Raw genomic sequence first — 24,709 nt, forward strand, 5'->3', positions numbered from 1 at the left:
AAGTGGCACGGCTGCCGTGCCGAACCGTCCGCGCGCACCAGCATTTGCCCTCGAAGGACGACGCCGCGAAACAGGAAAGCCCCTGTGGAATCGGGCTGGATAAACCCGCATTCTTATCCCCCCAACATCCCGTAGCTCTGCCGGCCACGCACGAATTGAGACGAATGCTACAAACCTTCCAGTCGAGGCGGCCTGCACAAAAAGGGGCGCGGATGGTAGATTACCGACATAAATGCGCTGACTTGCGCGGGGTCTCACGCGGTGCCCCTCACCCCCGTCTGTAAAATCCCGGGGTCACCCCCGTGAGGCGGCGGAACGTTCTGGCAAGATGCTGCTGATTGGCAAACCCGCAGGATTGCGCGACATCCGCCAGAGTGAGCGCATGATCGCCAAGCAGAACTTTTGCGCGGCCTACTCTGGAACCAAGAATATATTGATGCGGCGACACGCCTGTCGTCGACTTGAACAGCCGAATGAAATGGGCGGCGCTGACACCGCAGAGATCCGCCAAGACCTGCAGCTCGATGTCTGTTCCCAAGTTCGCCGCGACGAAATCCCTGACTTTTCGAAGATGCCCCCCGCTCAGCCGCCGTGCTGAACTGAGGGAGGTTCCCGGCCGGCTTGTCTCGTGATTGATCGCGACAAGACGGCTGGCTATCGCGGGAGCGATCAGGTCGGCAATCAGCGCCGATCGCTCAGTCCGGTCCCCACGGACCAGCTCTTCCATCACCCTCAACATGCCCTGAAGCAGACCATCGTCGCCGCCAAGGATGGGCGCCAATCCGGGTCCCAAGTCCCGTGTGTCGCACGCGGGATCGCGGAAGAGCTTCGGATCGAGCTGGACATGAATTGTTTCCACGGGGTCGTGAAGCGTCACGTCGCACGCATGCCCTGCCGGCAGAAAGAACAGCCCTCTCGCCTGTACGTGCCGTAAAATCTCCTGGCCGCCGATTCGATAGGTCACGTCTCCAGGACCGCTGCGTGAGGACACGATCAGATGGTACGACCTGGCTTCGATGCGCACAAATCCTGCAACCTCCCGCTGCACCGAGGCGAACGCCGACGACCAGCCCAGCCCTTCGCTCGATGCCTCCACCGTGACACCGCGATGACGATGTCCAGGAGCGATTTGATCCGGCGGAAAGGTCCTCTTCAGCTGCAATTGGCTTCTCGTGCTCGTTGGCGCCCCCTCACCCACGCCGGCCTGCCGTGCCGCCCTTACTCGCGCCCGCGTCTGTATCGCCCAGGTGATTGGCCGGTGACCGCGCGAAACACGCGTGTCAGGTGCTCCTGATGGCAGAAGCCGCTGCGCAGCGCGATTTCTGCGAGGGCAATCGATCTCTCGGCGAGAAGGCGTTTCGCGCGCTCGACACGCCGGGAGACGACATATTGGTATGGCGTCGTTCCCATCGACGCCTGGAATGAGCGCTTGAGGTGCTTGGCACCAATCCCGCAGGCGGCGGCCAGATCCGCGATGCGAATATCCTGCTCCAGGTGCTCTTCGACGAATTCGCGAATCCGGGATAGTTTCGCATTCGACAGTCTCTCGGCGTTTCGATACTTCGGCGCCCTTCCCGTGATGTCGAGAATGCGACCGACGATCGCGTGTGCGATGGGATCAACATAAAGCGACGAACGCGGAAGCGGGTCAGTCACCGACTCCGTGATTGCAGCCGCAAGATTCTCGAGGATAGAATCTTCGATTCCCAGCATCGGCGCGAGCTCTGGCCCACTGCCGATAAACAGTTCCGACTTCAGATACACATGGAGTGTGTCGTGCGGGGTGCGCAGGTTCAGATAACCGCCGCAGGCCCCGGGAATAACCGATATCTGGCCACGGCGCCTCAATTGTGACACCGCACGATCTCCACCGAGCCTGAACGTCACGGTCGCCGGACCGCTTCGGTGCAGGATCATCAGACAATCATCGATCGTGGACAGGTTGGCCTCGAACGGCTGCTCACGCTGGAGCGAGGCGTAGGCTGACGACCAGCCGAGGCCGCTGCTGGTCGCGCGGATGTTTGTCGCGTCGCATCGGAGTTCGCCGCGAAGCCTCTCAGCCGTAAATTCCTGCCAACCAGCCATCGATTGCATCCAACACCTGGAGAGAATGAGCTGCTGACTTGTCGCCAGCCTGGTATGTCACGCGAAAAAGCTCTTTGCTGAAACTCCAGTCGGATCCGATCAAGCGGCAACGGTTCATGCCGGCTTTTGCCGTTCAATCCGTGCCGCAGCCTTCGGGAACAGGTTCAGCGCATTACGCCCGATAAACTGCAACTGGTCCGCGGACAGCCCGGCGCGATCTCGCAAGGCGACAATGTTCGCATCCATGGTGGCATCGGTGCTGCAAGGCACTCCGCAGTCCGATCCATAAACGATATGTTCCAGGCCCGTCATCGCCAGCGCCGGACCGAGCGCGGTCGGCATCGTGGCCGCCGTATCCACAAACAGACACGCCAGGTGCTTGCGCATTTCAGTTGCCGTGATGCCCTCCGGGTTAGGCACCCATGGTTGCGAGCCGATCAGCTCAAGCCGCCCGCTGAGCGCCGGAAGTGCTCCGCCGCAATGCGCCACGACAAAACGAATGCCCGGGTAACGACGAAAAACGCCCTTATAAAGCATATCGACAGTCGTTCGCGCACTCTCGAACGCAACTTCCAGAATGACGCGGGGCCTGCCCAGGGAGCCCGGTCCAATGGCGTTCGGATGTGCGAAAACAACGGCCTTTCGGCGGTCCAGCACCTCCCAAAGCCGGTCCAAATGCGCGTCGCTGAGCGACACACCATTGTAATCGAAGCTCACTGCATACCCGTCAGCATCGAGCTCGCTTTCAGCTCGTTCGGCTTCGCTGATTGCCGCTTCGACATCATCGGTCGGCAGAGCGGCAAGAAGTCCGAAGCGATGCGGCCTGGCGCGGACAAGCGAGGCGCCATAGTCATTGGAGATGCGAATCTCCGCGAGTGTCTTCGGGATGTTGCTCAGCATCTGCATGGCGATGCCGGTCCGGTTCATGTAGGACAACGCCGCTTCGACGTCCCAGCGCGGAGCCGCCTCGATGCACCAACACCCTTCGCGCAGGCCGTGCAATCGCCTGTGATGTACCTCTTCGGCTTCGGGCGGAAGGAAATGCGCATGAATGTCGATCCAGTCTCGCGCCAACATATCTTTCTCCCGTGACGGATTCAGCGGTGATCCCGAGGCGATCGCGCGGCAGACCGAAGTGCCTCCTTGATACGATCGGGCGTCATTGGATATCGCCTGATCCGCACACCGAGCGCATTTGCAACCGCATTCGCGATGGCAGCCCCGGTCGCTCCCATAACTTCTTCGCCCGCCCCGGTCGATGGCTCATTCATGCGCTGCACAACGATCGGGGTGATGGCGGGACATTCGTTGAACCGCAGAACCGGGTAACTGTCCCAGTCGAGACTGGTGACATTGCTGTCATTGAATGTCACTTCTTCCTTCAGCACGCGACTCGTCGCCTGCACCATCATGCCCATGATCTGGCTTTCGACGAGGCCAGGGTTGATGACCAATCCCGCGTCCAGCGCGCCGAACAGATCGACGACCCGCACCTCACCGCTGTTGCGGTTCACCTCGACATGGGCCACCGCGGCGCCGTGCGAGACGAGGTGCGTACCGAGCCCGACACCCCAACCGGTCGCAATATCCCCGGTCGCCTCCGTCGGGAGCCTCCGCTTCTGCTCCCACCGCGACGCCTCCACGACGGCGTCGAGCACACCTCGCCATCGCGGATCGGTCATGTTGCGCCGCCTGAACTCAACCGGATCCAGGCCCGCCAGCCCCGCAAGTTCGTCGACCATCTGCTCCGACGCAAACGAGATCGCAAGATCGAGCGGCGCGCGGAGCGGATTGCCACGCAAGAACCCATGCCTCGCATCGACATGATGATTGACCAGCCGCCGGTGCGGGATTGCGTACATTCCCGCGGCGTTCACCTTGTTGACGATGCGCGCGATTCCCGAAGCCGAGACCGGCGCCGGCGTTCCCAACGCCATCTCCTCGGACATTTCCTTGCCGATCCAGCCGTGATGCCATCCCTCGTAATGATATCCGATCAACCTCCCGTCCCTGTCGGCGGCCGCCACAACATCCGCGGTATGCGCCACCCCGTAAGGATCCCAGCCAAATTCGTCCCAGCGCATGAACTGAACACGCACGGGTCGCCCGACCGCCTGGGACATGATGGCCGCGGATTGGGCCACGTCATGATAACAGCTCGGTCCATAGGTACCGGCGCCCTCGATATGACGTACCGTGATACGATCGAGCGGCATGCCGATGACATTGGCGACTTCCATGCGGGTCACATAGATCCCTTGCGTGCTGCAAGCGATCTCCGCCCGGTCGGGGCGAACGTCCGCCGTCGCACAGTGTGGGGCAAACGGGGCATGTGCCTGGTAGGGGCCGTCGAACGCCGCTTGAACCAGGAACGGCGCCTGGCGAAGGGCTTCGCCAACGTTTCCCTCTTCCAGAACCACAGACCTTTCCGCGGGCCCCGCCCGAAGCGCCTGTTGAATCTTCTCATGGCCGGGTAACCCAGGCGTCTGCGACCATTGCACCCGCAATGCCTGAGCCGCGTTCACCGCGTCCCACTCCTTCTCCGCAACGACGCCGATAAAATTGTTCTTCTGCACGATCTGCGCCGCCGGAATGTGCGCAATCGATGCCGCGTCCACGGACACGATGGAGGCAACCCGTCCATAGGGCCCCTGACCACGCGGCCGGACGACTCGACCGTGAAGCATTCCGGGAACCTGATGGGATTGCATGTAAGTGAAGCGACCCGAGACTTTCTCGGCAACATTCCTGCGCCGGATCGATCGCCCTACAACCTTGAAACCGGCCGCATCCTTGAGTGGCGCTCTCCCCGTGAACGGGATTTCCCGCATCCCCGGCCCGGCAACGAGATCGCCATAGCCGATCGAGCGATCGGGACGGTCGACGACAATGACTCGGCCGTCAGCCGTGCGAAGACGTTCGGCCTTCACACCGAGCTTGGCTTCCGCCAGATGCAAAAGTCCCTGGCGGAGTTCGGCCGCGGCTTGGCGCAGCATCGATCCCGCGATCTCGATGCTCGTGCTCCCGTCGGTTTCGCCGGTCTCCGGTGCCCGCCCGCTTTCAACGGCGCCAATGACAATGGCGTCCGGTTTCAGGTCAAGCTCCTCCGCGACCAGCTGAACCAGCGCCGTCTCGCTGCCTTGCCCGAGTTCGGATCGTCCGGTGAATACGGTCAAGATGCCGTCGCCGGATATCGCGAGCCAGGTATCGACCGCCTTGAGCTCCGGGACAGGCCCGGGCACGAGTCCCGGAACCGGACCCGGGCTGATAGCCCAGCTCCGGTTGATCCCCGCGATCGCGATGCCGATGGCGAGCCCGCTTCCGCGCAGGAATTGACGGCGGCCAAGATCGAACGACGCGAGGCTCATTGTGCTCTCCCGATGTCAGCCGCAGCCCGCCGGATCGCCGCAATAATGCGTGGATAGGTCCCACAGCGGCAAATGTGCCCGCTCATCGCCTCGCGAATGTCGGTGTCAGAAGGGCTCGGGTTCCTGGCCAGAAGCTCCGCGCCCTTGATGGTCATTCCGTTGTAGCAGTAGCCGCACTGCGGCGCCTGTTCAGCGACGAACGCCTCCTGAAGCGGATGCATCGCCGGTGGAGCGGTCAGGCCCTTCTGTCGGGCGTAGAGGGCTGGCAGTCCCTCAAGAGTGGTGATCGCGGAGCCGACCAGATCGGAGACAGCCGTCACACACGAACGCACTTCCGCGCCATCGACCAGAACCGAGCATGAGCCGCACTGCGCAAGGCCACAGCCAAAGCGCGCTCCTTTCAAGCCAATCTCGTTGGTAAGCACGTAGAGAAGCGGCGTATCCGGGGCGACGTCTACGCTGTGGGACACGTTATTGATATTGAGCTGCATTGCCATATCGTCATCTCCCAGGATGCAAGATCAAATGGAACGCGTTAGTCGGTCGCGAGGGCAACACGAGCCACCGATTTGGTCGGCAACGCCTCCCGCACGAAGAGAAGCAGCGCACAACTCGCAAGGATGATGGCGGCGTCGAGATAAACCGCAGGCACCCAGCTGTTGTACGCGTCGCGCAAGGTCCCGGAGACCACCGGCGACAAAACCGCCCCGATCTCCCCCACCAGGTTCCACATACCGAACGCACTTCCCCGGAATTCGGGTCGCGCGATGTCGGCGGTCATGGCATGGCTCACAGGCTGAAGCGCACTGAAAAACAACCCCGCTGCGAACAGTAGAAATGCCATGACCAGGAGAGAATTGCCGCCAGTGTGGATATAGATCGCAAAGCAAAGGGTGAGCAGCCCCTGAGCAAATGTGAAAACGACCAGTATCCGCTTCCGACCGAACCCGGTTTTGACAGCCCGATCGGCAATCCATCCGCCAAGCGGAAACCCGATGAGGCCGGCCACTCCCGTGAACATCGCCGTCAGCGCGGCCTTCAGGAACGAACCGTCGGCACCGGCTGAGACGATCGAAATTGCCCAGAAGCCGAAGAACCACAGATTCCAGAGCACCGCGATGGCCGCCAGATAAAGCAGGAGCAGATTGGTGTCGTGGATCGCTCCCGAAATCTCGCGGGCTTTGCTTCTGTAGACATAAGCGATCAGGCCCAATGCCAGCAGAAGCTCCAAGGCGGCAACGCCCCAGCCGGGCAAGCCCAGGCGCTGCGCCAGCAGGAATACCCCGAAGATCAGCACAAAGAAGATGGCGGAATAGGCGCCGATCACTTTCGCGGCGCCGGCGGGGTTGTCGCGAGGGCAGCGCGTCCGCCACAACTCCTTGCGCAAGCCCACTGCCGCCGCGAAACTCAAGATCGCGAGGACAAAGAACGGCATGCGCCAGGCCTGATCGTCGCCGAGCCACGGCCGGGACATCTCAATGATCCAGGCCCCTCCGAGCGTCGCAAAGGTGATCCCCACGCTCAGGCCGATCATCACCACGCCCATCGCGAGGCTGCGCTCGGCAAGCGGCGTGGTCTCGGCGATGATCGTACGGTCGTTGGCGTAATACAGGCCCTCGCCAAGGCCCGTGAGGATGCGCGCCGCGATGAAGACAACCAGCACGGCGGCAAGTCCGCTGACAAGCGTCGCCACCGCCGCCGCGAACAGGCTGATGGCAAGAACCGTACGGTGACCATGACGGTCTCCCGCATAACCGCCTGGGAACTGTGTCAGCATGTAACCCGCAAAGAAAATGCTCCCAATGAGGCCCCCGAGAGCATAGGGATGTTCGGTCGCCATGAAGGCGACCTTGTGCTCGATCATCCAGGTCACCACGGGACCAGTGATGACGCGGTCTGCACTGCTGACCATCCAACCGATGCACAGCCAGATCCAGAGCCTCTTGTAGTTGTATGTCGACAGGCCAGAGCCGGCCATCGAATTGGCATCCTCCCTCATCGTTCCCTCTCATTTTTTTCACGGCTTCTCATTCCACCGGACGGCGCCGGCGGTTGGTCATTCGCGATCTGTCTTCAATCAGCTCGCGTCGAAACTCGCGAAACGAGCAACAACGTCCGCCGGAATTTCCCGGGCGCAGATGCGATCCGGATCCTCGGGATGGCGTCCCACCCATACCCTGGTGTCAAAGCCCTCGACAGCCAGCTGATCTCCTTCGCGCAGCAGGCGATGATGCAGGTCAAAGCTGCTGCGGCGGAACTTGCTGACCGTGGTTTCGATCGTCACGTCGTCCCCAAAGGTCGAGGGGAGATGGAATGTTGCACGGGTATCGACCATTGGCGTCCCCACGATCCCGTAACGTTTCAGCATCTGGGGTTTCGTCAGGCCGAGCACCGCTCTGAACAGCGCCATCGTGCTGGCGTCGAACATCGCGAGGTAGCGCGGGTAATAGACGATTCCAGCGGGATCGCAGTCGCTCCATTCAATTCGGACCTGATGGCGATGTGTCGTCATGATTTTGTCCGCCCAGTCAGCGCCGTGGCGCGGGCAGTCCGAGGATGTCCCGCGCCTCCGCCGCAGTGGCGATCTCGAGATTAAGCTCGCGTGCAATACGGACCGTCCGCTCGACCAGCATCTCGTTGGTCGCCGGCACGCCTTTGCTGTAGTAGCCGTTGTCTTCCAAGCCCACGCGGACATGCCCGCCCAGAAGCAGCGCCTGGGTCGTTCCCGGCAATTGGGCCGGACCGATGGCCGACAGGCACCAGACCGATTGCGGCGGCAGCATCCTGATCATTGCTGTGAGCAGGTCGTGGCTGTACGGCATTCCGCCCTGGAAATTACGATCCGTTCCAAGCACGATATTGATGTAGTAAGGAGGCTTGTCGTAGCCTTTTTCGATCAGCCGCGTGACATCCTGAAGGATATGCGCCGGATTGAAGACCTCCCATTCCGGCTTGATGTTGCGTTCCTTGAAGCGCTTCGCCATGGTCTCGCAGCGCGACGGCGATGTGATCACGAGTATTTCGCGCGTTCCAAACACGTCGACCGCCGTGAAGCCGTCGAGTGTCGCCATTTCGGCCTCCGCATCAAGCCCCTTGAGGCGCTCTTCGAAATTGCTCTCGAACATGCCGTCCGGGCGCGGCAACAACATGTCGCCGGACGAGCCCCCGCCCGTGGAGTTATTGATGACGATATCGCAGCGTTGACGAATGAGCGTGTTGATGCGGCGATAGATGCTCGCATTGCAGGTCGCCTCGTCATCGGGACGACGGGCATGGAGCGCGGCGATCGCCGCACCCGCCTTGTATGACTTGAGGACCGACTCGGCGATTTCCTCCGGCTGCGTCGGCAAATTGGGATTTGCTGCTTTCGACGCCATCCCTCCGGTCGGCGCCACAGTCACGATCGTCTTCGTCATGTTAGTCCTCCCCTAGCATTAAGCGCCCGCGTCCAAGTGCGGGTGCAATCGTCATCGACCGAGCGCCTGTCACCGGTCGATCGCGCTCGCCTCGCGCAGCACCGCAGCGTAGAATCCGGTCGTTACCTGCATGTTCTGTGCGAGTAAGCGGATCGCCTCGTCCGCATCACGCCGCAGCGTGGCCTCGGCGACGCCGCGATGCTCGTCAACAATTTCACTGCGCCGCATGTTCTCCCCCATCAGGGCGATGCGATAACGTCGATGCTCGCCGGCCAGACGCCGCTGCAATTCAAGCGCGCGCCTGTTCCCGCAGCATGCAATCAGCGCCGCGTGAAAAGCGTCGTGCTCATCATTCCAGCCATCGAGACTGGTTCGATCGGTCCCCGTCGTCAGCGTTGCGGCGGTCAGACGGTGAAGGGCCGCAACGATTTCACCCTCCCATTCACGTCCTCCCCGCGAGATCGCGTCGCGCAGCGCAGCGCACTCGACCACCACGCGCATCCACTCGATGTCCTTCAGATCCTGCTCCGAGAGGCCAGCAACTCGAAACCCGCGGTTGTTTTCGAGCTGCACCAACCCCTCGCCCACAAGACGCGACAGCGCTTCGCGCAGCGGGCTGGCGCCCATTCCGTAATGATCCTTGAGATCGTCGAGCCGCAACCATGCCTTCGGCCGCCAGGTGCCATGAACGATATCCCGGCGCAGACTGGATTCGGCCATATCCGCCAGGCTCGGCTCGGCAAGCATTATCGAGGACTCCATCTTTCTTCGGTGAAACTAGAAATCATCGACAATATTGTCAAGTTACCTTATCAAGTTTCCTGACTAGTTTTGCTCGAACTCTCAAGAGGACCTTCATGCGCATCGTCGATCTGTCCGTCAGTCTCGAAGCCGGCATTGCATCCGACCCGCCCGGCATGTGCCCCGACATCATCTATCGCGATCATGCCGGCGGCGCGGACGAGTTTGCGGCGACATTTCCGGGCCTGCGACCGCAGGACTTACCGGAGAGCCAGGGCGCGGCAATCGAGCGGCTGCGGGTGACGACCCATAACGGCACCCACCTCGACGCGCCGTGGCACTTCCACAGCACGATGAACAACGGCGAGCGGGCATGGACGATCGACGAGATCCCCCTTGAATGGTGCATCGGCGCCGGCGTTAAACTTGATCTCCGTCACCTTCCCGACGGTCATGTCGCCACACCGGCGGATATCGAGAGCGAACTCGCGCGGATCGGTTATGTCCTGCGACCTTTCGACATCGTTCTCGTCAATACGCGAGCCGGCGACGCGTATGGCGGCTCAGGCTATCTCGATGCGGGTTGCGGGATGGGACGGGAGGCGACCCTCTTTCTGCTGCGACGCGGCGTTCGGGTCTGCGGCACCGACGCCTGGTCGTGGGACGCTCCATTCTCGGCCACTGCCCGGCGGTTCGCTGAAACAGGCGACGCGTCCCTGATCTGGGAAGGCCATAAGGCCGGCATGGAGATTGGCTATTGCCATCTCGAAAAGCTCACCAACCTCGACAAGCTTCCGCCCTTCGGCTTCCGCGTCAGCTGTCTTCCCGTCAAGATCAAGGCGGCCTCGGCGGGCTGGACGCGCGCCGTGGCATTTCTCAATGAAGACAATTGAGGTTTTCAGACGGCAGCAACCTTTGCGGTGGCCGGCTTCAGACCGAAATCGTAGTGAAGCCGGCGATAGCCGCCTGGCAGCTCACGGCCGTCGGGCGCGAGCCCGGCGGGTTGCTCCACGAATTCGGCAATCAACGAATTCTTGACCCCGAAGACGGCGTCCGAATCCAGAAATGGACTATCGGACGCGAACACGTGAGTGATGAGTGTCTCGTGCTCCGGTGCCGCGATCATGAAGTGAACATGAGCCGGCCGGTTCGGATGCCGCGCCGTCGCCTTCAGCATATCACCGACGGGCCCGTCATCAGGAATCGGGTACCATTTCGGCAGCACCGACCAGAAGTGGAACCGTCCTTCGTCGTCGGCACGCAGTTGTGCACGCCCCGCCAGACCGGTGGCCTCGAACTGCTGGACATCATAATAACCATGATCGTCGGCATGCCAGACGTCGAGCTGCGCATGGGCCAGAGGCGTTCCGTCCGCGGACGACACCGATCCCGTGACCAGCAGGGGCTGGCCGTCAAGACCGCCGGAAATATCGCTTCCAAGTTCCGCCTGCGGCGCCTCGGAAAGGTAGAAAGGCCCCAGCACGGTCGTTTCGGTGGCTCCACGCTGCTGGTGATGATTGATGGCATCAACCAGCATCGAAACGCCGAGCGTGTCCGACAGAAGAATGAACTCCTGGCGATGCTCGTTGCAGGTCTGTCCGGTACGCGTCAGAAACGCAATTGCCGCCTCCCACTCCGCGAAACTGAGCTCTACGTCCCGGACAAAGTCATGCAAATGGCGGACCAGACCGGCCATGACCCGCTTGAGGCGCGCATCAGGCGTTTCCGATAACCGCGCGATCACAGCCTCGGTGATGTTCAGTTCATCAAAGTCGCGCATTCCCTCTCTCCATCAAGCTGCCACCGCCTCCCGGACGACGGCCGTGATAAGCCTGCTCCAGGAGCAAGCTCAATGCGCGGCGGTCGACCGCGCGAGGATTCCAATAGGGATCGGCCATCGCCAGGTCGACAGCACGCTCGAGCGCGGCTTCCGGCATGCCGATCTCGCGCAAGGCGACTGGCGCTCCCAACGACTTTGTGAGATCGAACAACCCTTCGCCCGCCCGGGGTGCGCCGATCGCACGCGCGACACGGGCCATCACGTCGGGAGCGGCGGCGTGGTTGAAGGCAACGACCTGGGGCAACAGCACCGCATGGGTCTCGGAATGCGGCAGGCCGAAACTGCCCCCGAGCACGTGGCACAGCTTGTGGTGCAGCGCCATGCCGACTGCCCCCAGACAGGATCCGCAGGCCCATGCGCCATAAAGAGCGTCGGACCGCGCGGCGCGATCGTCTGGCGCGAGCACAATTCGCGGAAGTGCCCTCGCCAGCTTTTCGATACCATCCGTTGCAATCATTGAAACGACGGGATTGGCATCCCGGGCATAGAGAGCTTCGACCGCATGGGCGATGGCGTTCAAGCCGGACGTGGCGCTCAGTCCGACCGGCAGGCCCAATGTGAGGTCAACGTCGTAAATAATCGTACGCGGCAAGACTTTTGGCGAGCGTTGCGTCGTTTTCAGTCCATCGCATGTCTCGCCGACAATCGGAGTTGCCTCCGATCCGGCGTAGGTCGTCGGAATGACGACCTGCGGCAAGCCCGTGCGCAAAGCCAAGGCCTTCGCAAGGCCGATGGTCGAACCACCCCCGACCGCGACCAGGGCGTCGCAGGATTGTTCGTGCAGGACATTCAGGGCCTGAACTGTCACGTCAACGGGGGTGTGCATCGTGGCGTCTGTGAAGACGGCGGCGGCAAGCCCGTTCATTGCCGTGGCCAGGGCGAGAGCGTCACCCGCCTGTCCCGGCGTCGACAGCACCAGCGCCCGCGAGACGTCCAAACGCCGCAATTCCGCGGTGATCGACTCGCGCGCGTTGACGTCGAACACAACCCGTGCCGGCTGCGCATTGTAGACAAACGGCCGCATGGTCGTCTCCGTCAGCCGTTCATCGATCGCAGAACCCGTTGCGCAACGTGCCCCAGCGCAGCCCCCAGGATGCCCTCGGCATCAATGGGCAGCTTTCCATTGCCACGCCATGCGACGATCTGGTCCGGACGGATGAGCGCGATGTCGGCCTCATAAAGATCACGCAGAGCCTTGGGTGCTCTAACGATCTTGAGATCGGCACCAAGATTCCACGCAGCCCGCCGAAAGTTGTCGACGCCGGGGACATCGTCGGCGAATACAAGGAGCGTCCACTCGAATCCGAACAGGTCGTAGAGCGAACTGCCGTTCTCCAGCCAGCCATGTGGGGCGCGGCCACCCGGGCAACCGCTCGGGACATAGATGTTCGCGTCGTCCGGTGGCGGCGTACTGCCATCCGGAACAATAATGGGCGAGCCATCGTAACGACCGCCAAAGGTAATCCCTGGAATATTGAATTCGGCCCGTGCGTGGCCCTCGAGATACACTCCCGCGGCGCGACGAGCTTCGCGCCCCGCTGCCGTGTCATCTTCGATCTCGGGCACGGCCTCAAATCGGCCGAGGGAGTCGGCAAAACCGCGCGCATAGTTCGTGTTGCGCACCGCAACAGGCCCCCGTTCCGCCGCGTAACTGTCAAGCAGTGCAGCAGGACTGGCGCCCTTGATGATGCTCGCGAGCTTCCAGCCGAGGTTCACCGCATCCTCGATGGCCGTGTTGTAGCCGAGACCTCCCGTTGGTGTGAACAGATGGGCCGCATCGCCGGCCAGCACAACGCGCCCTCGTTGCATGCGCTCGGCAACAAGGGCATGACCGGCCGTCCAGGTCAGAAAGGAGAGCACCTCGCAGTCCACCGCGGTGCCGCAGGCCCTTTGAAACGCCGCCTGCGCCTCCTTTTGCGTAATGACGGCTTCATTCTCGCCCGGTCGCAACTGTGTGTGAAACGCGAATTCGTCCAGACCATTCACCGACGCCATGAACGCGCGGCGATCACGATTGAAGCAGTTGTACATCCAGGCTTTCGGATGCGGCACCGCCTCATAGAATTGCGGAGCGCGGACATACACGGCAAGCATCCGACCGCCCATGAAGTCCCGCTGGATGCCCGTGACGCCACCGTACGAGATTCCCAGAGACTGCCGCACGAGCGAGCGCGGCCCGTCAGCGCCGACCAGAAACGCGGATCGGATGACGCGCCTCTGTCCGTCGGACACACGTTCAAGCCGGGCGGTGACCCCACCCACCTGTTCGGAAAAATCGATCAGCCGCCAGCCATAATTGACACTGACGCCAGGAAGCTTTTCGGCCTGTCTCCGCAAAACATGTTCGACATATTTCTGGGAGACCCGATGCGGGAGCTCGGCCGCACTCCAGGATCCGGAAAGTCCCTTGATGATTTCGGTGGCTTTTCCGGAGGATGGCAGTTGGAACCGAGCCAGCTCAAATCCGGTATAGCGCGTGAAGTAGGCCACATCAGTCGGATAATCCGCCGGAAGCCCCGCCTCCCTGATCTCGCTGGCAAAGCCAAGCCGCCGATAGTGCTCCATCGATCGTGCCTGCGTGGCATTGGCCTGAGGATTGAAAGCCGTTCCCGACTTTTCGTCGACCAGGACGATATCGATCCCGCGGCGGCCAAGTTCGTTCGCCAGCATCAGCCCGCAGGGGCCACCTCCAATTATCAACACGGACGTGGTTTCAGAAATGGTCAAGTGGCCGCCTCCCGCATGGTCGATACCGGCGTGTTAAACCCTTCCTTATTTTTAGTCAAGTTACCTGACTATACCGCTAAAGCCGACCGCCCGATATTGCCGACGCCGACCGACCTAAGCTGAAGACTATCGATCCTCGGGCGCGTTCAACGTATCGAAATTTGCACCATAGACGGCCAACGCCTTGGTGAGTGTATCCATGGCAGCCGCACCCAATTCCTTGCGCATCTCGCCCTCCGCAACATCGACTGCGGCGCGGAACGCATCAAGCCATTGCAGGCCCGGCTGCGTGAATTTGATGATACGAGCCCGTCCATCCGAAGGATCCGCGACCCTCGTAACGAGTTTCATCGTTTCACACAGCTCGACAAGTTCCCCCATGGCCTGCTTGCTCATGGACGCACGCCTTGCAAGCTCGGTCAGCCGGGTCCCTTCAACATCAAGGTTGCGCGTGAGGTTCACATGCGCGATGCGTGTCTGGGAATAACCGGCCTCCTCCATTAGTTCGAGCACACGCCCTTCAAACCGGCGAACGCCGTTGTTGAGAAGCCGCCCGATGTTGCCGTGCCGCCAGGCGGACCCCTGTTTAGCCTTCGTTTTCAAACTAACCATCCTCCACTGGGCCAACTCGCCTTCACCCAACACCCGGCTTTTCACACCCCGCCCGGCGGTCCGAGCTAACGCAGGCTCGAATCGCATCGGTCTCGCAGATGCCTCAGACACGGGTAAAATGCCGCCATTTGCCTACCCAAGTATAGCTCAACACTTGCTGGCAGTGGCAAGGAACGCGGCCACGAATCATCTATTGTCGACAGGGATGAGCGATCAAAGCCGCGCTGCCGCCCTGGCCGTCGCCGGGCTCTCGCATTCTGCGCCGTCTTGCCTCGCGGCTGCCGGAATAATCATCGATTGACGCGCTGAACGCAGTCGAGAACGAGGTATCTTCGACGAAGGCAACGCCGATAGCCTACACGAACCTCTTGGCCGCCATAAGACAGAGAAAGACCGCCGCGGAGGTTGCGCTCACGGCCGCCATGTTCGGCAAGTTTCGTCCCGCCGCAGCCAACACGCGGGCTGGTGCGACCGAGGTTGCAGGCAGCCTGGTTTGATGGCCTTGGGGCGCTACTCGTTTCTTAGCGGGCACGTTCGGCCTCTGGCGTTGACGGCCTGATCATGGAATGATGTCGATAGCGGCTCGTATCAGCCAGAAACATCGCTCAACCGCCGCCCTGTCGCGACTCTTCCATTGCCGCACCGTCGTGCCGACGATTTGGCACTTCGTTCAGCAAACCCGCCAGCCGAAGGCCTTCCAGAATTCCCTCGAGTCGCTGCTCGCGAATCATGGCGGCGACCATTGACACGGCGTCGCCGCGGGGAACCGCAAACATAGCCTCGGACGACTGTTCGGACAGCCATTCGAAGAAGGTCTGTGAAGTTATGCTGTGTTCACGCAGGCGAACCACCGCCTCCTCGGCCCGAAACCCAGCAAGATCAATCTCGCCTCCGCCACCGATATCCGCGTCGTGGCCGAGGCGATCTCCGATTGACCTGCGAATCAACTCGTTCTGCTGCTTCGCGGCCATGAAAAGCACAAACGCCGCGTCCGGCAGTTCAGTCCGCGGCACGTTTTTTAGCTTGGCTATTCCGGCGGAGATTTCTGTCCCGGCACGTTCATTCCGTGCAAATCGTTCCTGCGCCTGGTGTGTCTCGCGCAAGCCGTTGCGGTGCTGCTTCTTTCCAACCATTGTCGGTCCTCCGGGGCAGCGGTATACGCCGATCTACCCTCTGAATGAAAGACGCGATTCAAGGCTATTCATCTCCGAACAGGTCACCCTGGCGGGGGGCTTGTTTCAAATCGAATCCCTGACCGCGCCTTGGCCTCGACCTCCGCGATCATCGCGTCCTGGCGTTCGATTGATACACCCTGCTCGTTTCACAGGGACCGCAGTTCGGTTTCGGGGTCAGTTGGCGCACGACACGCCTTGCCCGGCATGTCCTCGAAATTCGCGCACACGATCTCCACGCTGGGCGCAATGCCCCTCCACTGATCACGATAGATGCTACAATCCACTCCGCACCCAGCCTCCAGATGAATGCCAGTCTGTTGCGTGAATTTCAGGTATTCAGCGCTCGGGCGTTCCCGATAACATTGCACGCCACTGTACTGAAACCGCGCCGACGCCTGCGGAATGATGAACGTGCCGTGATCGGCGATATCTGAGGCCAGATCGATCAGATAAGACTCAAAGGCGCGCCCCGTGTAGCGCGGCCCTTCTCCGGTTCTCGCCGTCGCTCCAAACGGTGGATTGGCAATCGCCACCCGAAAGCGACCGAGGCTCGCGAGATCGAAATCGAACACATCCGCGCAGATCCATCTCGCTTCCGGCAGCACCTTGCGGCCAACCTCCACATAGGCAGGGTTGATCTCGATGCAGACGATTTCAGGGGACGGCGCGTTGCGCTCCCACCCATAAAATCTGCGCCAGTGGACATGAAACGCCAGCGAACCAATTCCCGCACAGAGATCGATTGTCCGTCCCCCACCGGCGTCGATGGCAAAATCAACGGCCAATCCCGTCGGGGTGAAGAATGCGCCTGCCACACCGTTGATATGATTTGCCGCCTCGTTCCAATTCTCGAGAACGAACAGGCGTTCGTCATACGTCAAAACGGCTTTTTCCAGTAGCTCCAGCGCCCGGGCGTGTGCGCTTGCTTCCACCTTCGTCTGTTTGGCCATTGTGATTGTCTCGCTTCTGAAGCCCATCAAAGGGAGTGCCATCGGCAAGGGCGCGCATGGCCCTCGCCAAACTTGCGACCAATCGACAGAATTGCCACCCGTATCGCTCACATAGCCATAGGCGTTGCTACTGATGGCGAACCCGGCAGCGTTTGGTGGTGTCTGCACGGGCGCGGGCCGCACCGGTTGCGAGTTTTCCCCACCAAACGGTGACGACCAAGTCTGCGTGGGCCTGTTGCCGATCGAGTTCCACGAGATACTCGACCCATATAATCCTCCGACGCCGTAGCTGATGCCGGGCAGATAGGGATTGTAGGAGCCCCCCGTGTCGCGAGGCTGGCGGCACGGGAGCGACATCCCAGCTATGTTGCTATCGCGGCTCCAAGATAAAGCTGATGCAGCCGGTCCGGCGCATCGCGGAGTTCGTTGCAGGCACCGTCGAATACTACCTGACCGCGCCGCAAGACATAAACGTGGTCGCCGATCGCAAGCGCCAGCGCGGCGAACTGCTCCACCAGCAGGACACCCAGCCCCTGGTCCGCGAGTTTGCGCACCCTCGTCATCAGGCGCCGCACCACGACAGGGGCCAGTCCCGCCGACATCTCATCGATCATCAGGATTTTCGGTCGGCCCAGCAACGCACGCGCGATGACCAGCATCTGCTGCTCGCCACCAGATAAAAGACCGGCACAAATGTCTCGGCGCGGTCGCAGTTCCGGAAATAGGTCGTAGGCGCCGCCTACCTCTTCCCTTGCGCCGGCTCGCAGATTCTCGTCGGTCGTGAGTTCGCGGAACACTGTGCGGCCCTGTTCGACATGGGCCAGTCCGGCGACAGCGCGGCGCCCCGCTCGCGCGCTCTGAAACTCGCGACCATCGATATCGATACGTCCGCGCGCCACCGGAATGACGCCGGAAAGCCCCTCCAGCAGGGTGGTCTTGCCGGCCCCGTTGGCGCCGAGAACAACGCTGATCTTGCCGCTTTCGACCATCAGGCTGGCGTCGCGCACCACTGGAAGATGCAACCGATTCACGCAGAGCGAGGAGACCGTCAGCCTGCTCATGCTGCCACCCCATCTTCGTCGATCCCCAGATAGGCTTTGCGGACCTTGGGGTTGTCCAGCACCGCGCCCGGTGCGCCCGACGCGATCACACGGCCGAAATCGAGCACGGTGATGAGCGAGCACGCGGCCCGCACCAGATCCATGTCGTGCTCGACCAGCAGCACAGAAGAGCCGAACAATTTTGGAATTTCCGCGATTCGCTGTGCGAGCCTCAGGGTTTCGTCATAGGATTGTCCCGCCGCTGGTTCATCGAGCAGCACCACTGGGGGCCGGGCGGCGACCACACCAGCGACATCCAGCAGACGGCGCGTTCCCACATCGACCGCCGACACCGGCATGTGGAGATGTGGCCCCTCGATCCATTGCAGCACCGCGGCGAGTTCGGCCTCCGACAGCGGCCCCGCCGCCAGGCGAATATATTCGCCAACCGTCAGCTCCGGGGCGATCCGCGTGGTCTGCCAGGTCCTGCGGATGCCACTGCGAGCGCGCAGATGCGCCGCCTGGTCGTCGACCGCGCGGCCCTCGAGCAGAACACGCCCCGCATAGCGATCGACAAAACCTGCCACGGCATCAATCAAGGTCGATTTGCCTGCGCCGTTCGGTCCGATCAATCCGATCACCGAACGCGCCGGCACGACCAGATCGACCGCATCGAGCGCGACCACGCTGCCATAACGCACCGTCAGTCCCTGCACGGCGAGGACAGCACCATTCGGATGCCGGATCGGGCGCGGCAACTGCGGCGCCAAAGACGCGTCATGAACGCCTGCGCGGTCCGGCCACCAATTGCCGACAGCCCGCCGGAGCCCTTCGCTCATGGTTTCACCCGCACTCAGCGCGTGGGTGGCGCCGAAAGCAAACAGCACGTTGCCGATATCCTGGCCGAGATCGAGACGGCGGAGGATCTCCGGGAACGCCGTGACCATGATGCCACCGATCAACGCACCCTCCGCGAACTGCGCACCGGTCATGGTCGCCACCGCGAACAGCGCCAGAGACTGCATCATGCTGAAATTGTCCGATACCAGCGTGCCGAGATAGCCGGCCAGCAGTCCTCCGGATATTCCGGCGATCAGAGCGCTGAGCGCGAAGGCCGAGAGTTTGGCAGCGGGAATGCTGACGCCATGCGCAGCCGCGGCCCGCTCGGAATGACGGACCGCGAGCCAGGTGGCACCCATTCGGGTGCGCACGACGAATTCGAGCAAAATGGCGATGGCCGCATAGAACATCAGCACGAAGATAAAATAGCCGGCGTCACTATCGAACAAGTCCGGTCGCGCGACCGACGTAAAGCTGGTCTGTCCCGGAAAAGTGACGGCCGCGAGGACCGCATCGAAAGCGGTCGCGAAGCCGAGCGTGACGATGGCGAGATTGATGCCGCGCAGCCGCAGCGCCGGCAGGCCGATGGCGATCCCGAATGGCACCGCCATGAGACCGCCCAGCACGATCCAGACCGGAAGGCCTCCGGGTGCATTCGCCACGTTCAGATAGCCGACGGTCCAGGCCCCGACGCCGGCGAACGACATCTGGCACAGCGCGATCATTCCGGTGCGCCCGCTGACCAGGCCAATGCTCTGGAGCGCGACAGCGGAAATCAGCACGGCCGTTGCGAGATAGGTCCAGTACGGCGGCAACAGCCCGACCGCGATCGCACCGGCCACGACGGCTGCCGCCAGGATCGCACCTGCGGGACGGAGACTAGCGCGCTTCATCCCACCGCGCTCCTCGCTGTAGCCAAAGCAGAACCGCCAACATGATCAGGAACGGCACCGCGCCGCGGTACTGACTGAGGCTGCCGAACACGCTGGTGGTGCCTTCGACCACGCCGGTCATGATGCCGCCGATCAGCGTCATCCAGAAATTGCGAAACAGCCCGATCAGCGCGGCGGCCAACGCCGGCACCACCAACAAGCTCAACGACATGAAGTCGGGCGAGCGTTGCGGCGCGATGATCATCAGCGAAAACGTCGTCACCGCGCCGGTGATGCCCCAGACCAGCAACGAGAGATGCTGCACCGGAATGCCGATCAGTTCGGCGGCCACCGGCCGCTCGGACAACGCCCGCAATTGCAACCCGGTGCGGGTACGCGCCAGCAGCAGGTCGGCGACGATGGTGAACAGGATGGCGAGGCCGATCGTCAGCACCGACGAGAGTGTGACCTCGACGCCGGCCAACCGGAACGCAGACCCTGGAAACAACTCGGGAAAGTGATGCGGATGCTGGCCGCCGGTGACCCGCAGGCCGACCGCGACGATGCCGACCAGCAGCGCCACCGTCACCGCCGCCTTGCTGGAGGCATTGGCTTCCGCGAACCACGTCATCATGATCAGGCCGATCGCGATCCCAACCAATGTCCCCGCGGCGATGCCGATCAGGACAGCCGGAGCCAGCGGCATCCCCGCCTCGTGCAGGGCGATCAGCACAAAGGTGCCCGTGGTGCCGATCGCCGCCGCCGTAAAATTGATGACGGCGACCAGACGATAGGTAAAGACAACGCAGACGCCGAGCAGCGCATAGGCGCCTCCCGCGGTCAATCCTGCGACCGCTGCCGTCAAAAGGCCGTTCATTGCGGCTCCCCGAATACCGGGCGGCGGATCGGTCCGCCGCCCTTCACACCCAACTGTCGCCGCATCGTCGCCGAGCAACAATCGCCCGACATCACGGCAGGATCACCCAATCCGGCGTCAGGACTTTCCAGGCGCCATGGTCGAGTTTCATGATCTTGGTGGACTGCATCGGAGAATGGACCTTGGCATCGCCGAACACGTAGGGCGATCCGGCCAGCTGATACTTCGCTGGCTGCATCTTCAGCAGCGCCGCCGTCACGCTGTCACGCGTCACCGGACCGTCGATGCTCTTGATGACGTCGACAAAGACCTGCGCCGCCAGATAGCCGCCCTGCGAGAATGCCGTCAGCGGGCGCTTCGACGCGTTCATGGCCGCAATCCACTCCTTGTTCGCCGCCGAACCGGTCTCGGTGTAGGGCTCCCACTCGGTACCGACATAGACCGGCTGGGTCGTATCGGCCAACGCCTTGGCGACCTCTTCGGTATAGCCCGGGGCCAGGAACAGCCACTTGATGCCGCTGATCTTCTGCGCTTCCGCGGTCTTCACCCATTGCACCACGCCCGGCTCGACCGAATTGTTGATGACGGCATCGCAGCCCGCGTCGCGCGCCTTAATCACATACGGCGTCAGGTCACCCTGGTACGGCAGCGTCAGATCGAGCAAGTGAACCTTCTGGCTGGTGATCTTCTCCCAGTTCTCGAGAGCCTTCTTGTAGGCTTCCTGGGTACCGCCGATGATGATGAAAAACGCGCACAGTTTCTTGGTATCAAGCGAGCGCGTAGCGTAGTAGCTCACCGCGGTGGACAGCGTGAACGGTCCGACATTGACCGGCGCGATGCTTGGCGAGTTGAAGCAGGCCGCATCGACGCCCAACCCCTGCACCGACATCACATTCTTGCGCTTGTAGGTCACTCCATTGACCTGGCATTCGAGCAGGCTGGCAGAGCCGACCATCGCAACCACCTCCTTGTTGTCGATCAGGTCGCGCGCCGCCTGGGCCGCAACCTGCGCGTCGGCCTTGTCGTCGGAGATGGTGTAATCGATCTTGCAACCGTTGATGCCACCGGCCGCATTGAGCTGATCGAAGGCCGCCTGCGTCGCTTTCGGCACTTCGCTGAAATCGGCGACGCCCGTGACCGTCGACACCGCACCGACCTTGATGGTGCCGCCACTGCAGGACGGCCCCGCGGCCATTGCCGGCCCCGCCGTAAAGCCCAGCATCATTATCCCTGTCACGAGCAGCGCTTTTTGAAAATTCATGGCTTTCCCCTCCCCTGAAATCAGACTTCTGCGAATTTTCGGTGACGCGCTGTTGCGCCTTGCCGCGGATCGCGGATGCGGTCGGCGTCGATCCCGGCGAACTTGCCGAGCGTGCGCACGATGAGCGCACGTGGAATCTCCCGCACGATAAACACGAGCCGGGTGCCGCGATCGACCGATGGCCACGCCGCGAGCTGCCTGGGCGGATGAAAAACGTGTTGCACGCCGTGGACCACCACCGGATGATCGGGCGTCTCGGCAACATCCACCAGGCCCTTGAAGCGCAGCAGATCCTCGCCCTTCAGCGAGGCGAGATAATCCAGCCAACCGGCGAACGGCCCCCATGCCAAGGGATCATCGATCAGGAGGCTGAACGACTGGATGCCATGCCCGTGCCGGCTCGCGTCATGATGATGGCCATGAGAGGAATGCCCGCACGACGTATCGCTGCATTCAGAGTCATGCTCCGCCGCCGCGGCGCGATCGAACCAGGCGACGACGTCGGCCGCATGTGCGGCCGGCTCGAGCACGCCGGCGCCCAGGATGTCCGCTGCATTCACCTGGCCGTCGCGCACCGACAGCAGTTGTGCGGACGGATTGATCGCGGCAAGCCGGGCGGCAAGGCGATCAACCTGCGGCCGATCGACGAGATCGGTCTTGGTCATCAGCAGGCGATCGGCGACGGCCGCCTGCTTGACGGCCTCAGTATGGTTGCGCAGCGTCGCCTCACCATTGACGGCATCGATGGTGACCACGACCGTGTCGATGCGGTAGAACCGCGCGACATCGGGATCGACCATCAGGGTGTGCAGCACCGGAGCGGGATCCGCCAGCCCCGTGGTCTCGATCAGGATCCGATCGAATGGCGGCAATTCGCCCACCGCCCGGCGCGTGACAAGCCTCTTCAATGTCTCGGCCAGATCGCCGCGCACGGTGCAGCAGATACAGCCGTTGTCGAGTAGCGCAAACCGCTCTTCGCTGGTCTCGATCAGCAGATGATCGATGCCGACTTCGCCGAACTCGTTGATAATGGCGATGGTGCGATCGAGACCCGGCTGCCGAAGCAAGCGGTTGAGCACCGTGGTCTTGCCGCTGCCGAGGAAACCGGTCAGCACCGTAACCGGAATGAGATCAAGCGTCGCAGTCACGTCAATCCCGCTCATAAACCGTGCGTCCTTCGAACATGGTCGTCAGCACCCGGCTGTCGGCGATCTCATCGGCGGGGATCTCGAAGACATTGCGATCGAGCACGATGATGTCGGCCGATTTTCCGACCTCGATCGAGCCTGTGAGCCGGCCGAGGCCCAGGGCACGCGCGGCGCTGATGGTGTAGGTCTCCAGCACGGTCGGTAGATCCAGCGCTTGCTCAGGCCAGAGCGAAATGCCGGGGAATTCGCCCGACGGGTTCTGCCGGGTGATCATGCCTTCGATGCCGGTCCAGGGATCGGGATTCGCCACCACCGGCCAGTCCGAGCCACCCGCAATCAGCGCGCCCGCCTCGTGCAGACTCTTGTTCGGCCAGAAGCGCGTGGCCCGCTCCTCCCCCATGGCCGCCTTGTGGCCTTCCAGAAACACCGTCGGATACCAGATGATCGGCGACAGGTCGGCGGCAACACCGAGCTCGGCAAACCGCGGAATATCGCGCGGCGCGATGTAACTCGCGTGCGCGATGTGGTGAACCAGCGTGGTCGGCCCATTGAAGCTGCGGACCACATCGATCGCATCAAGCGCCTGCGACACGGCGGCGTCGCCCGCGCAATGAATCTTCACCGCAATGTTCAGGCGTTCGCACTTGCCGACCCAGCGCACGAGATCGGGAACCGTCAGCATGGTGGTACCACGAAAGCAGCAGCCATGGATCGGATCCGGAACATAGCTGTCGTGGAAGGCCGCCGTCTTCGCTCCGGGCACGCCGTCCAAGAAAATCTTGGCGTAGTCCGGCATGACGTGCGCGCCGCGGTAATTCTCGCGCAACGCGAACAGCGCGTCGCCGGCGAGGCCGAACATGAACGACGGCTCAATCGCCGGCATCGCCGCCACCGCCCAGGCCGACAGCTCGCCGCGGTCGTCCAGACCTTTCAGCGCCGCCAACAGCGGCTGCATGCTTGCGGCATCGAGAAAAGCCGTGACACCAAACGAGTTCAGCACACGGATCGAGCGGCCGATCGCGGCGCGATCCATCTCCGGGGTGTAGTGCCCGGAGTCCGCCAGCGCCCGCTCGACCAGTCCCGACGCAGCTTCAATCATGACGCCGGTCAAGGCGCCGGTTTCGGGATCGCGGCCGATTTCGCCTTTCTCGGGATTGGGCGTGTCGGCCGTGATGCCGGCGCAGCGCAGCGCTGCGGAATTCACCCAGCGGTTATGGTAGGTGTCGTCGCGCAGCAAAACCGGATGATCGCCGCTGGCGGCATCAAGGATGGCGAGGCTCGCCGAGGTGTTGATGCGCGCAAGCTGATCGGTGCCCCATTGACCGCCGACAATCCAGCCGCCCGGCGGAGCCTTGCCGGCCGCCGCACGGATTCGATCCGCGATGGCGGTGATGCTGAGGGTCGAGGCAAAGCGCGTTTCATAGAGATCTGCATGACCACCCATCATGATGTGGTTGTGGACGTCGACGATGCCGGGCATCGCCATGCGGCCTTGCAGGTCGACCACGCGGGTGGCCTTACCGATCAACGGCGCGACGGTTTTTTCGGTGCCGACGGCGACAATCCGGCCGCCCTTGACCGCCACCGCGGAGGCCCAGTTCCGCTTCGAATCCACCGTGTAGATCCGGCCATTGCGGAGGACGAGGTCGGCGGATTGAGAGTCATGCACCATGCGGTTGAGCTTCCTGCGAGAGTTCCCCGATCATTCTCACCCCCGCCCGATCGAACAATCAGCCTTATGGCTGATGGCGCCTCGG

22 protein-coding genes are annotated in these 24,709 nt (G+C 62.3%); 1 reads left to right on the plus strand and 21 read right to left on the minus strand.

Annotated elements, in window-relative coordinates; genetic code table 11:
- Positions 1–268 precede the first annotated feature (268 nt).
- The 9 genes from HY68_RS41545 to HY68_RS37600 form a co-directional block, all read right to left on the minus strand.
- Positions 269–1,096 (minus strand): AraC family transcriptional regulator, encoded by an 828-nt coding sequence (locus tag HY68_RS41545; RefSeq protein WP_157874584.1) that lies wholly within the window; start codon positions 1,094–1,096, stop codon positions 269–271.
- 122 nt (positions 1,097–1,218) lie between these two features.
- Positions 1,219–2,085: an AraC family transcriptional regulator gene (locus HY68_RS37565; RefSeq protein ID WP_157874585.1), complete on the minus strand. Its 867-nt coding sequence runs from the start codon at positions 2,083–2,085 to the stop codon at positions 1,219–1,221.
- Between the two features lie 114 nt (positions 2,086–2,199).
- Positions 2,200–3,162 carry an amidohydrolase family protein gene (locus tag HY68_RS37570; protein ID WP_042001760.1) on the minus strand — a complete coding sequence of 321 codons (963 nt, stop codon included), beginning with the start codon at positions 3,160–3,162 and terminating at the stop codon, positions 2,200–2,202.
- 20 nt (positions 3,163–3,182) lie between these two features.
- Positions 3,183–5,453, minus strand: a complete 2,271-nt coding sequence (locus tag HY68_RS37575) for a molybdopterin cofactor-binding domain-containing protein (protein WP_042001763.1) — start codon at positions 5,451–5,453, stop codon at positions 3,183–3,185.
- On the minus strand, positions 5,450–5,944 hold the full coding sequence (locus HY68_RS37580; RefSeq protein WP_198533544.1) for a (2Fe-2S)-binding protein: 495 nt from the start codon (positions 5,942–5,944) through the stop codon (positions 5,450–5,452). The genes HY68_RS37575 and HY68_RS37580 overlap by 4 nt, the downstream gene beginning before the upstream one ends.
- Positions 5,945–5,988: 44 nt before the next feature.
- The gene (locus HY68_RS37585) at positions 5,989–7,452 is read right to left on the minus strand and encodes an MFS transporter (protein WP_198533545.1); all 1,464 of its coding nucleotides are present in this window, start codon (positions 7,450–7,452) and stop codon (positions 5,989–5,991) included.
- A 78-nt stretch (positions 7,453–7,530) separates the two neighbouring features.
- Positions 7,531–7,965 (minus strand): acyl-CoA thioesterase, encoded by a 435-nt coding sequence (locus tag HY68_RS37590; RefSeq protein WP_042001770.1) that lies wholly within the window; start codon positions 7,963–7,965, stop codon positions 7,531–7,533.
- 16 nt (positions 7,966–7,981) lie between these two features.
- Positions 7,982–8,869 (minus strand): 3-keto-5-aminohexanoate cleavage protein, encoded by an 888-nt coding sequence (locus tag HY68_RS37595; protein WP_042001773.1) that lies wholly within the window; start codon positions 8,867–8,869, stop codon positions 7,982–7,984.
- Between the two features lie 69 nt (positions 8,870–8,938).
- Positions 8,939–9,616 (minus strand): FCD domain-containing protein, encoded by a 678-nt coding sequence (locus HY68_RS37600; RefSeq protein ID WP_198533546.1) that lies wholly within the window; start codon positions 9,614–9,616, stop codon positions 8,939–8,941.
- A 110-nt stretch (positions 9,617–9,726) separates the two neighbouring features.
- Between HY68_RS37600 and HY68_RS37605 the strand changes: the two genes are divergently transcribed.
- Positions 9,727–10,503, plus strand: coding sequence for a cyclase family protein (locus tag HY68_RS37605; protein ID WP_042001779.1), 777 nt, complete (start codon positions 9,727–9,729; stop codon positions 10,501–10,503).
- Between the two features lie 5 nt (positions 10,504–10,508).
- Here the strand turns inward: HY68_RS37605 and HY68_RS45955 are convergent, their stop codons facing one another.
- From HY68_RS45955 to HY68_RS37665, 12 genes are all read right to left on the minus strand, one after another.
- On the minus strand, positions 10,509–11,390 hold the full coding sequence (locus HY68_RS45955) for an intradiol ring-cleavage dioxygenase (RefSeq protein ID WP_042001782.1): 882 nt from the start codon (positions 11,388–11,390) through the stop codon (positions 10,509–10,511).
- Entirely contained in the window at positions 11,377–12,474 is a 1,098-nt protein-coding gene (locus HY68_RS45960; RefSeq protein WP_042001785.1) for a maleylacetate reductase, read from the minus strand. The genes HY68_RS45955 and HY68_RS45960 overlap by 14 nt, the downstream gene beginning before the upstream one ends.
- A gap of 11 nt (positions 12,475–12,485) precedes the next feature.
- Entirely contained in the window at positions 12,486–14,177 is a 1,692-nt protein-coding gene (locus tag HY68_RS37620) for an FAD-dependent oxidoreductase (RefSeq protein WP_042001788.1), read from the minus strand.
- 126 nt (positions 14,178–14,303) lie between these two features.
- Positions 14,304–14,780 carry a MarR family transcriptional regulator gene (locus HY68_RS37625; RefSeq protein ID WP_198533547.1) on the minus strand — a complete coding sequence of 159 codons (477 nt, stop codon included), beginning with the start codon at positions 14,778–14,780 and terminating at the stop codon, positions 14,304–14,306.
- Between the two features lie 614 nt (positions 14,781–15,394).
- Positions 15,395–15,922: a hypothetical protein gene (locus tag HY68_RS37630; RefSeq protein WP_042001790.1), complete on the minus strand. Its 528-nt coding sequence runs from the start codon at positions 15,920–15,922 to the stop codon at positions 15,395–15,397.
- Positions 15,923–16,110: 188 nt separating this feature from the next.
- The gene (locus HY68_RS43240) at positions 16,111–16,914 is read right to left on the minus strand and encodes a methyltransferase (protein WP_042001793.1); all 804 of its coding nucleotides are present in this window, start codon (positions 16,912–16,914) and stop codon (positions 16,111–16,113) included.
- A gap of 362 nt (positions 16,915–17,276) precedes the next feature.
- Complete coding sequence (locus HY68_RS37640) at positions 17,277–17,975, minus strand: ABC transporter ATP-binding protein (RefSeq protein WP_042001796.1); 699 nt, start codon at positions 17,973–17,975, stop codon at positions 17,277–17,279.
- Positions 17,972–19,687, minus strand: coding sequence for an ATP-binding cassette domain-containing protein (locus HY68_RS37645; RefSeq protein ID WP_042001807.1), 1,716 nt, complete (start codon positions 19,685–19,687; stop codon positions 17,972–17,974). Before HY68_RS37645 ends, HY68_RS37640 begins: the two co-directional genes overlap by 4 nt.
- On the minus strand, positions 19,674–20,543 hold the full coding sequence (locus tag HY68_RS37650; RefSeq protein WP_042001809.1) for a branched-chain amino acid ABC transporter permease: 870 nt from the start codon (positions 20,541–20,543) through the stop codon (positions 19,674–19,676). The genes HY68_RS37645 and HY68_RS37650 overlap by 14 nt, the downstream gene beginning before the upstream one ends.
- A 91-nt stretch (positions 20,544–20,634) precedes the next feature.
- Positions 20,635–21,804: an ABC transporter substrate-binding protein gene (locus HY68_RS37655; protein ID WP_042001812.1), complete on the minus strand. Its 1,170-nt coding sequence runs from the start codon at positions 21,802–21,804 to the stop codon at positions 20,635–20,637.
- Between the two features lie 20 nt (positions 21,805–21,824).
- Positions 21,825–22,967 (minus strand): GTP-binding protein, encoded by a 1,143-nt coding sequence (locus tag HY68_RS37660; protein ID WP_042001815.1) that lies wholly within the window; start codon positions 22,965–22,967, stop codon positions 21,825–21,827.
- Positions 22,954–24,624 carry an amidohydrolase gene (locus tag HY68_RS37665; RefSeq protein WP_042001818.1) on the minus strand — a complete coding sequence of 557 codons (1,671 nt, stop codon included), beginning with the start codon at positions 24,622–24,624 and terminating at the stop codon, positions 22,954–22,956. Before HY68_RS37665 ends, HY68_RS37660 begins: the two co-directional genes overlap by 14 nt.
- Positions 24,625–24,709 lie beyond the last annotated feature (85 nt).

The organism is Streptomyces sp. AcH 505, from assembly GCF_000818175.1.
Classification (GTDB): domain Bacteria; phylum Actinomycetota; class Actinomycetes; order Streptomycetales; family Streptomycetaceae; genus Streptomyces.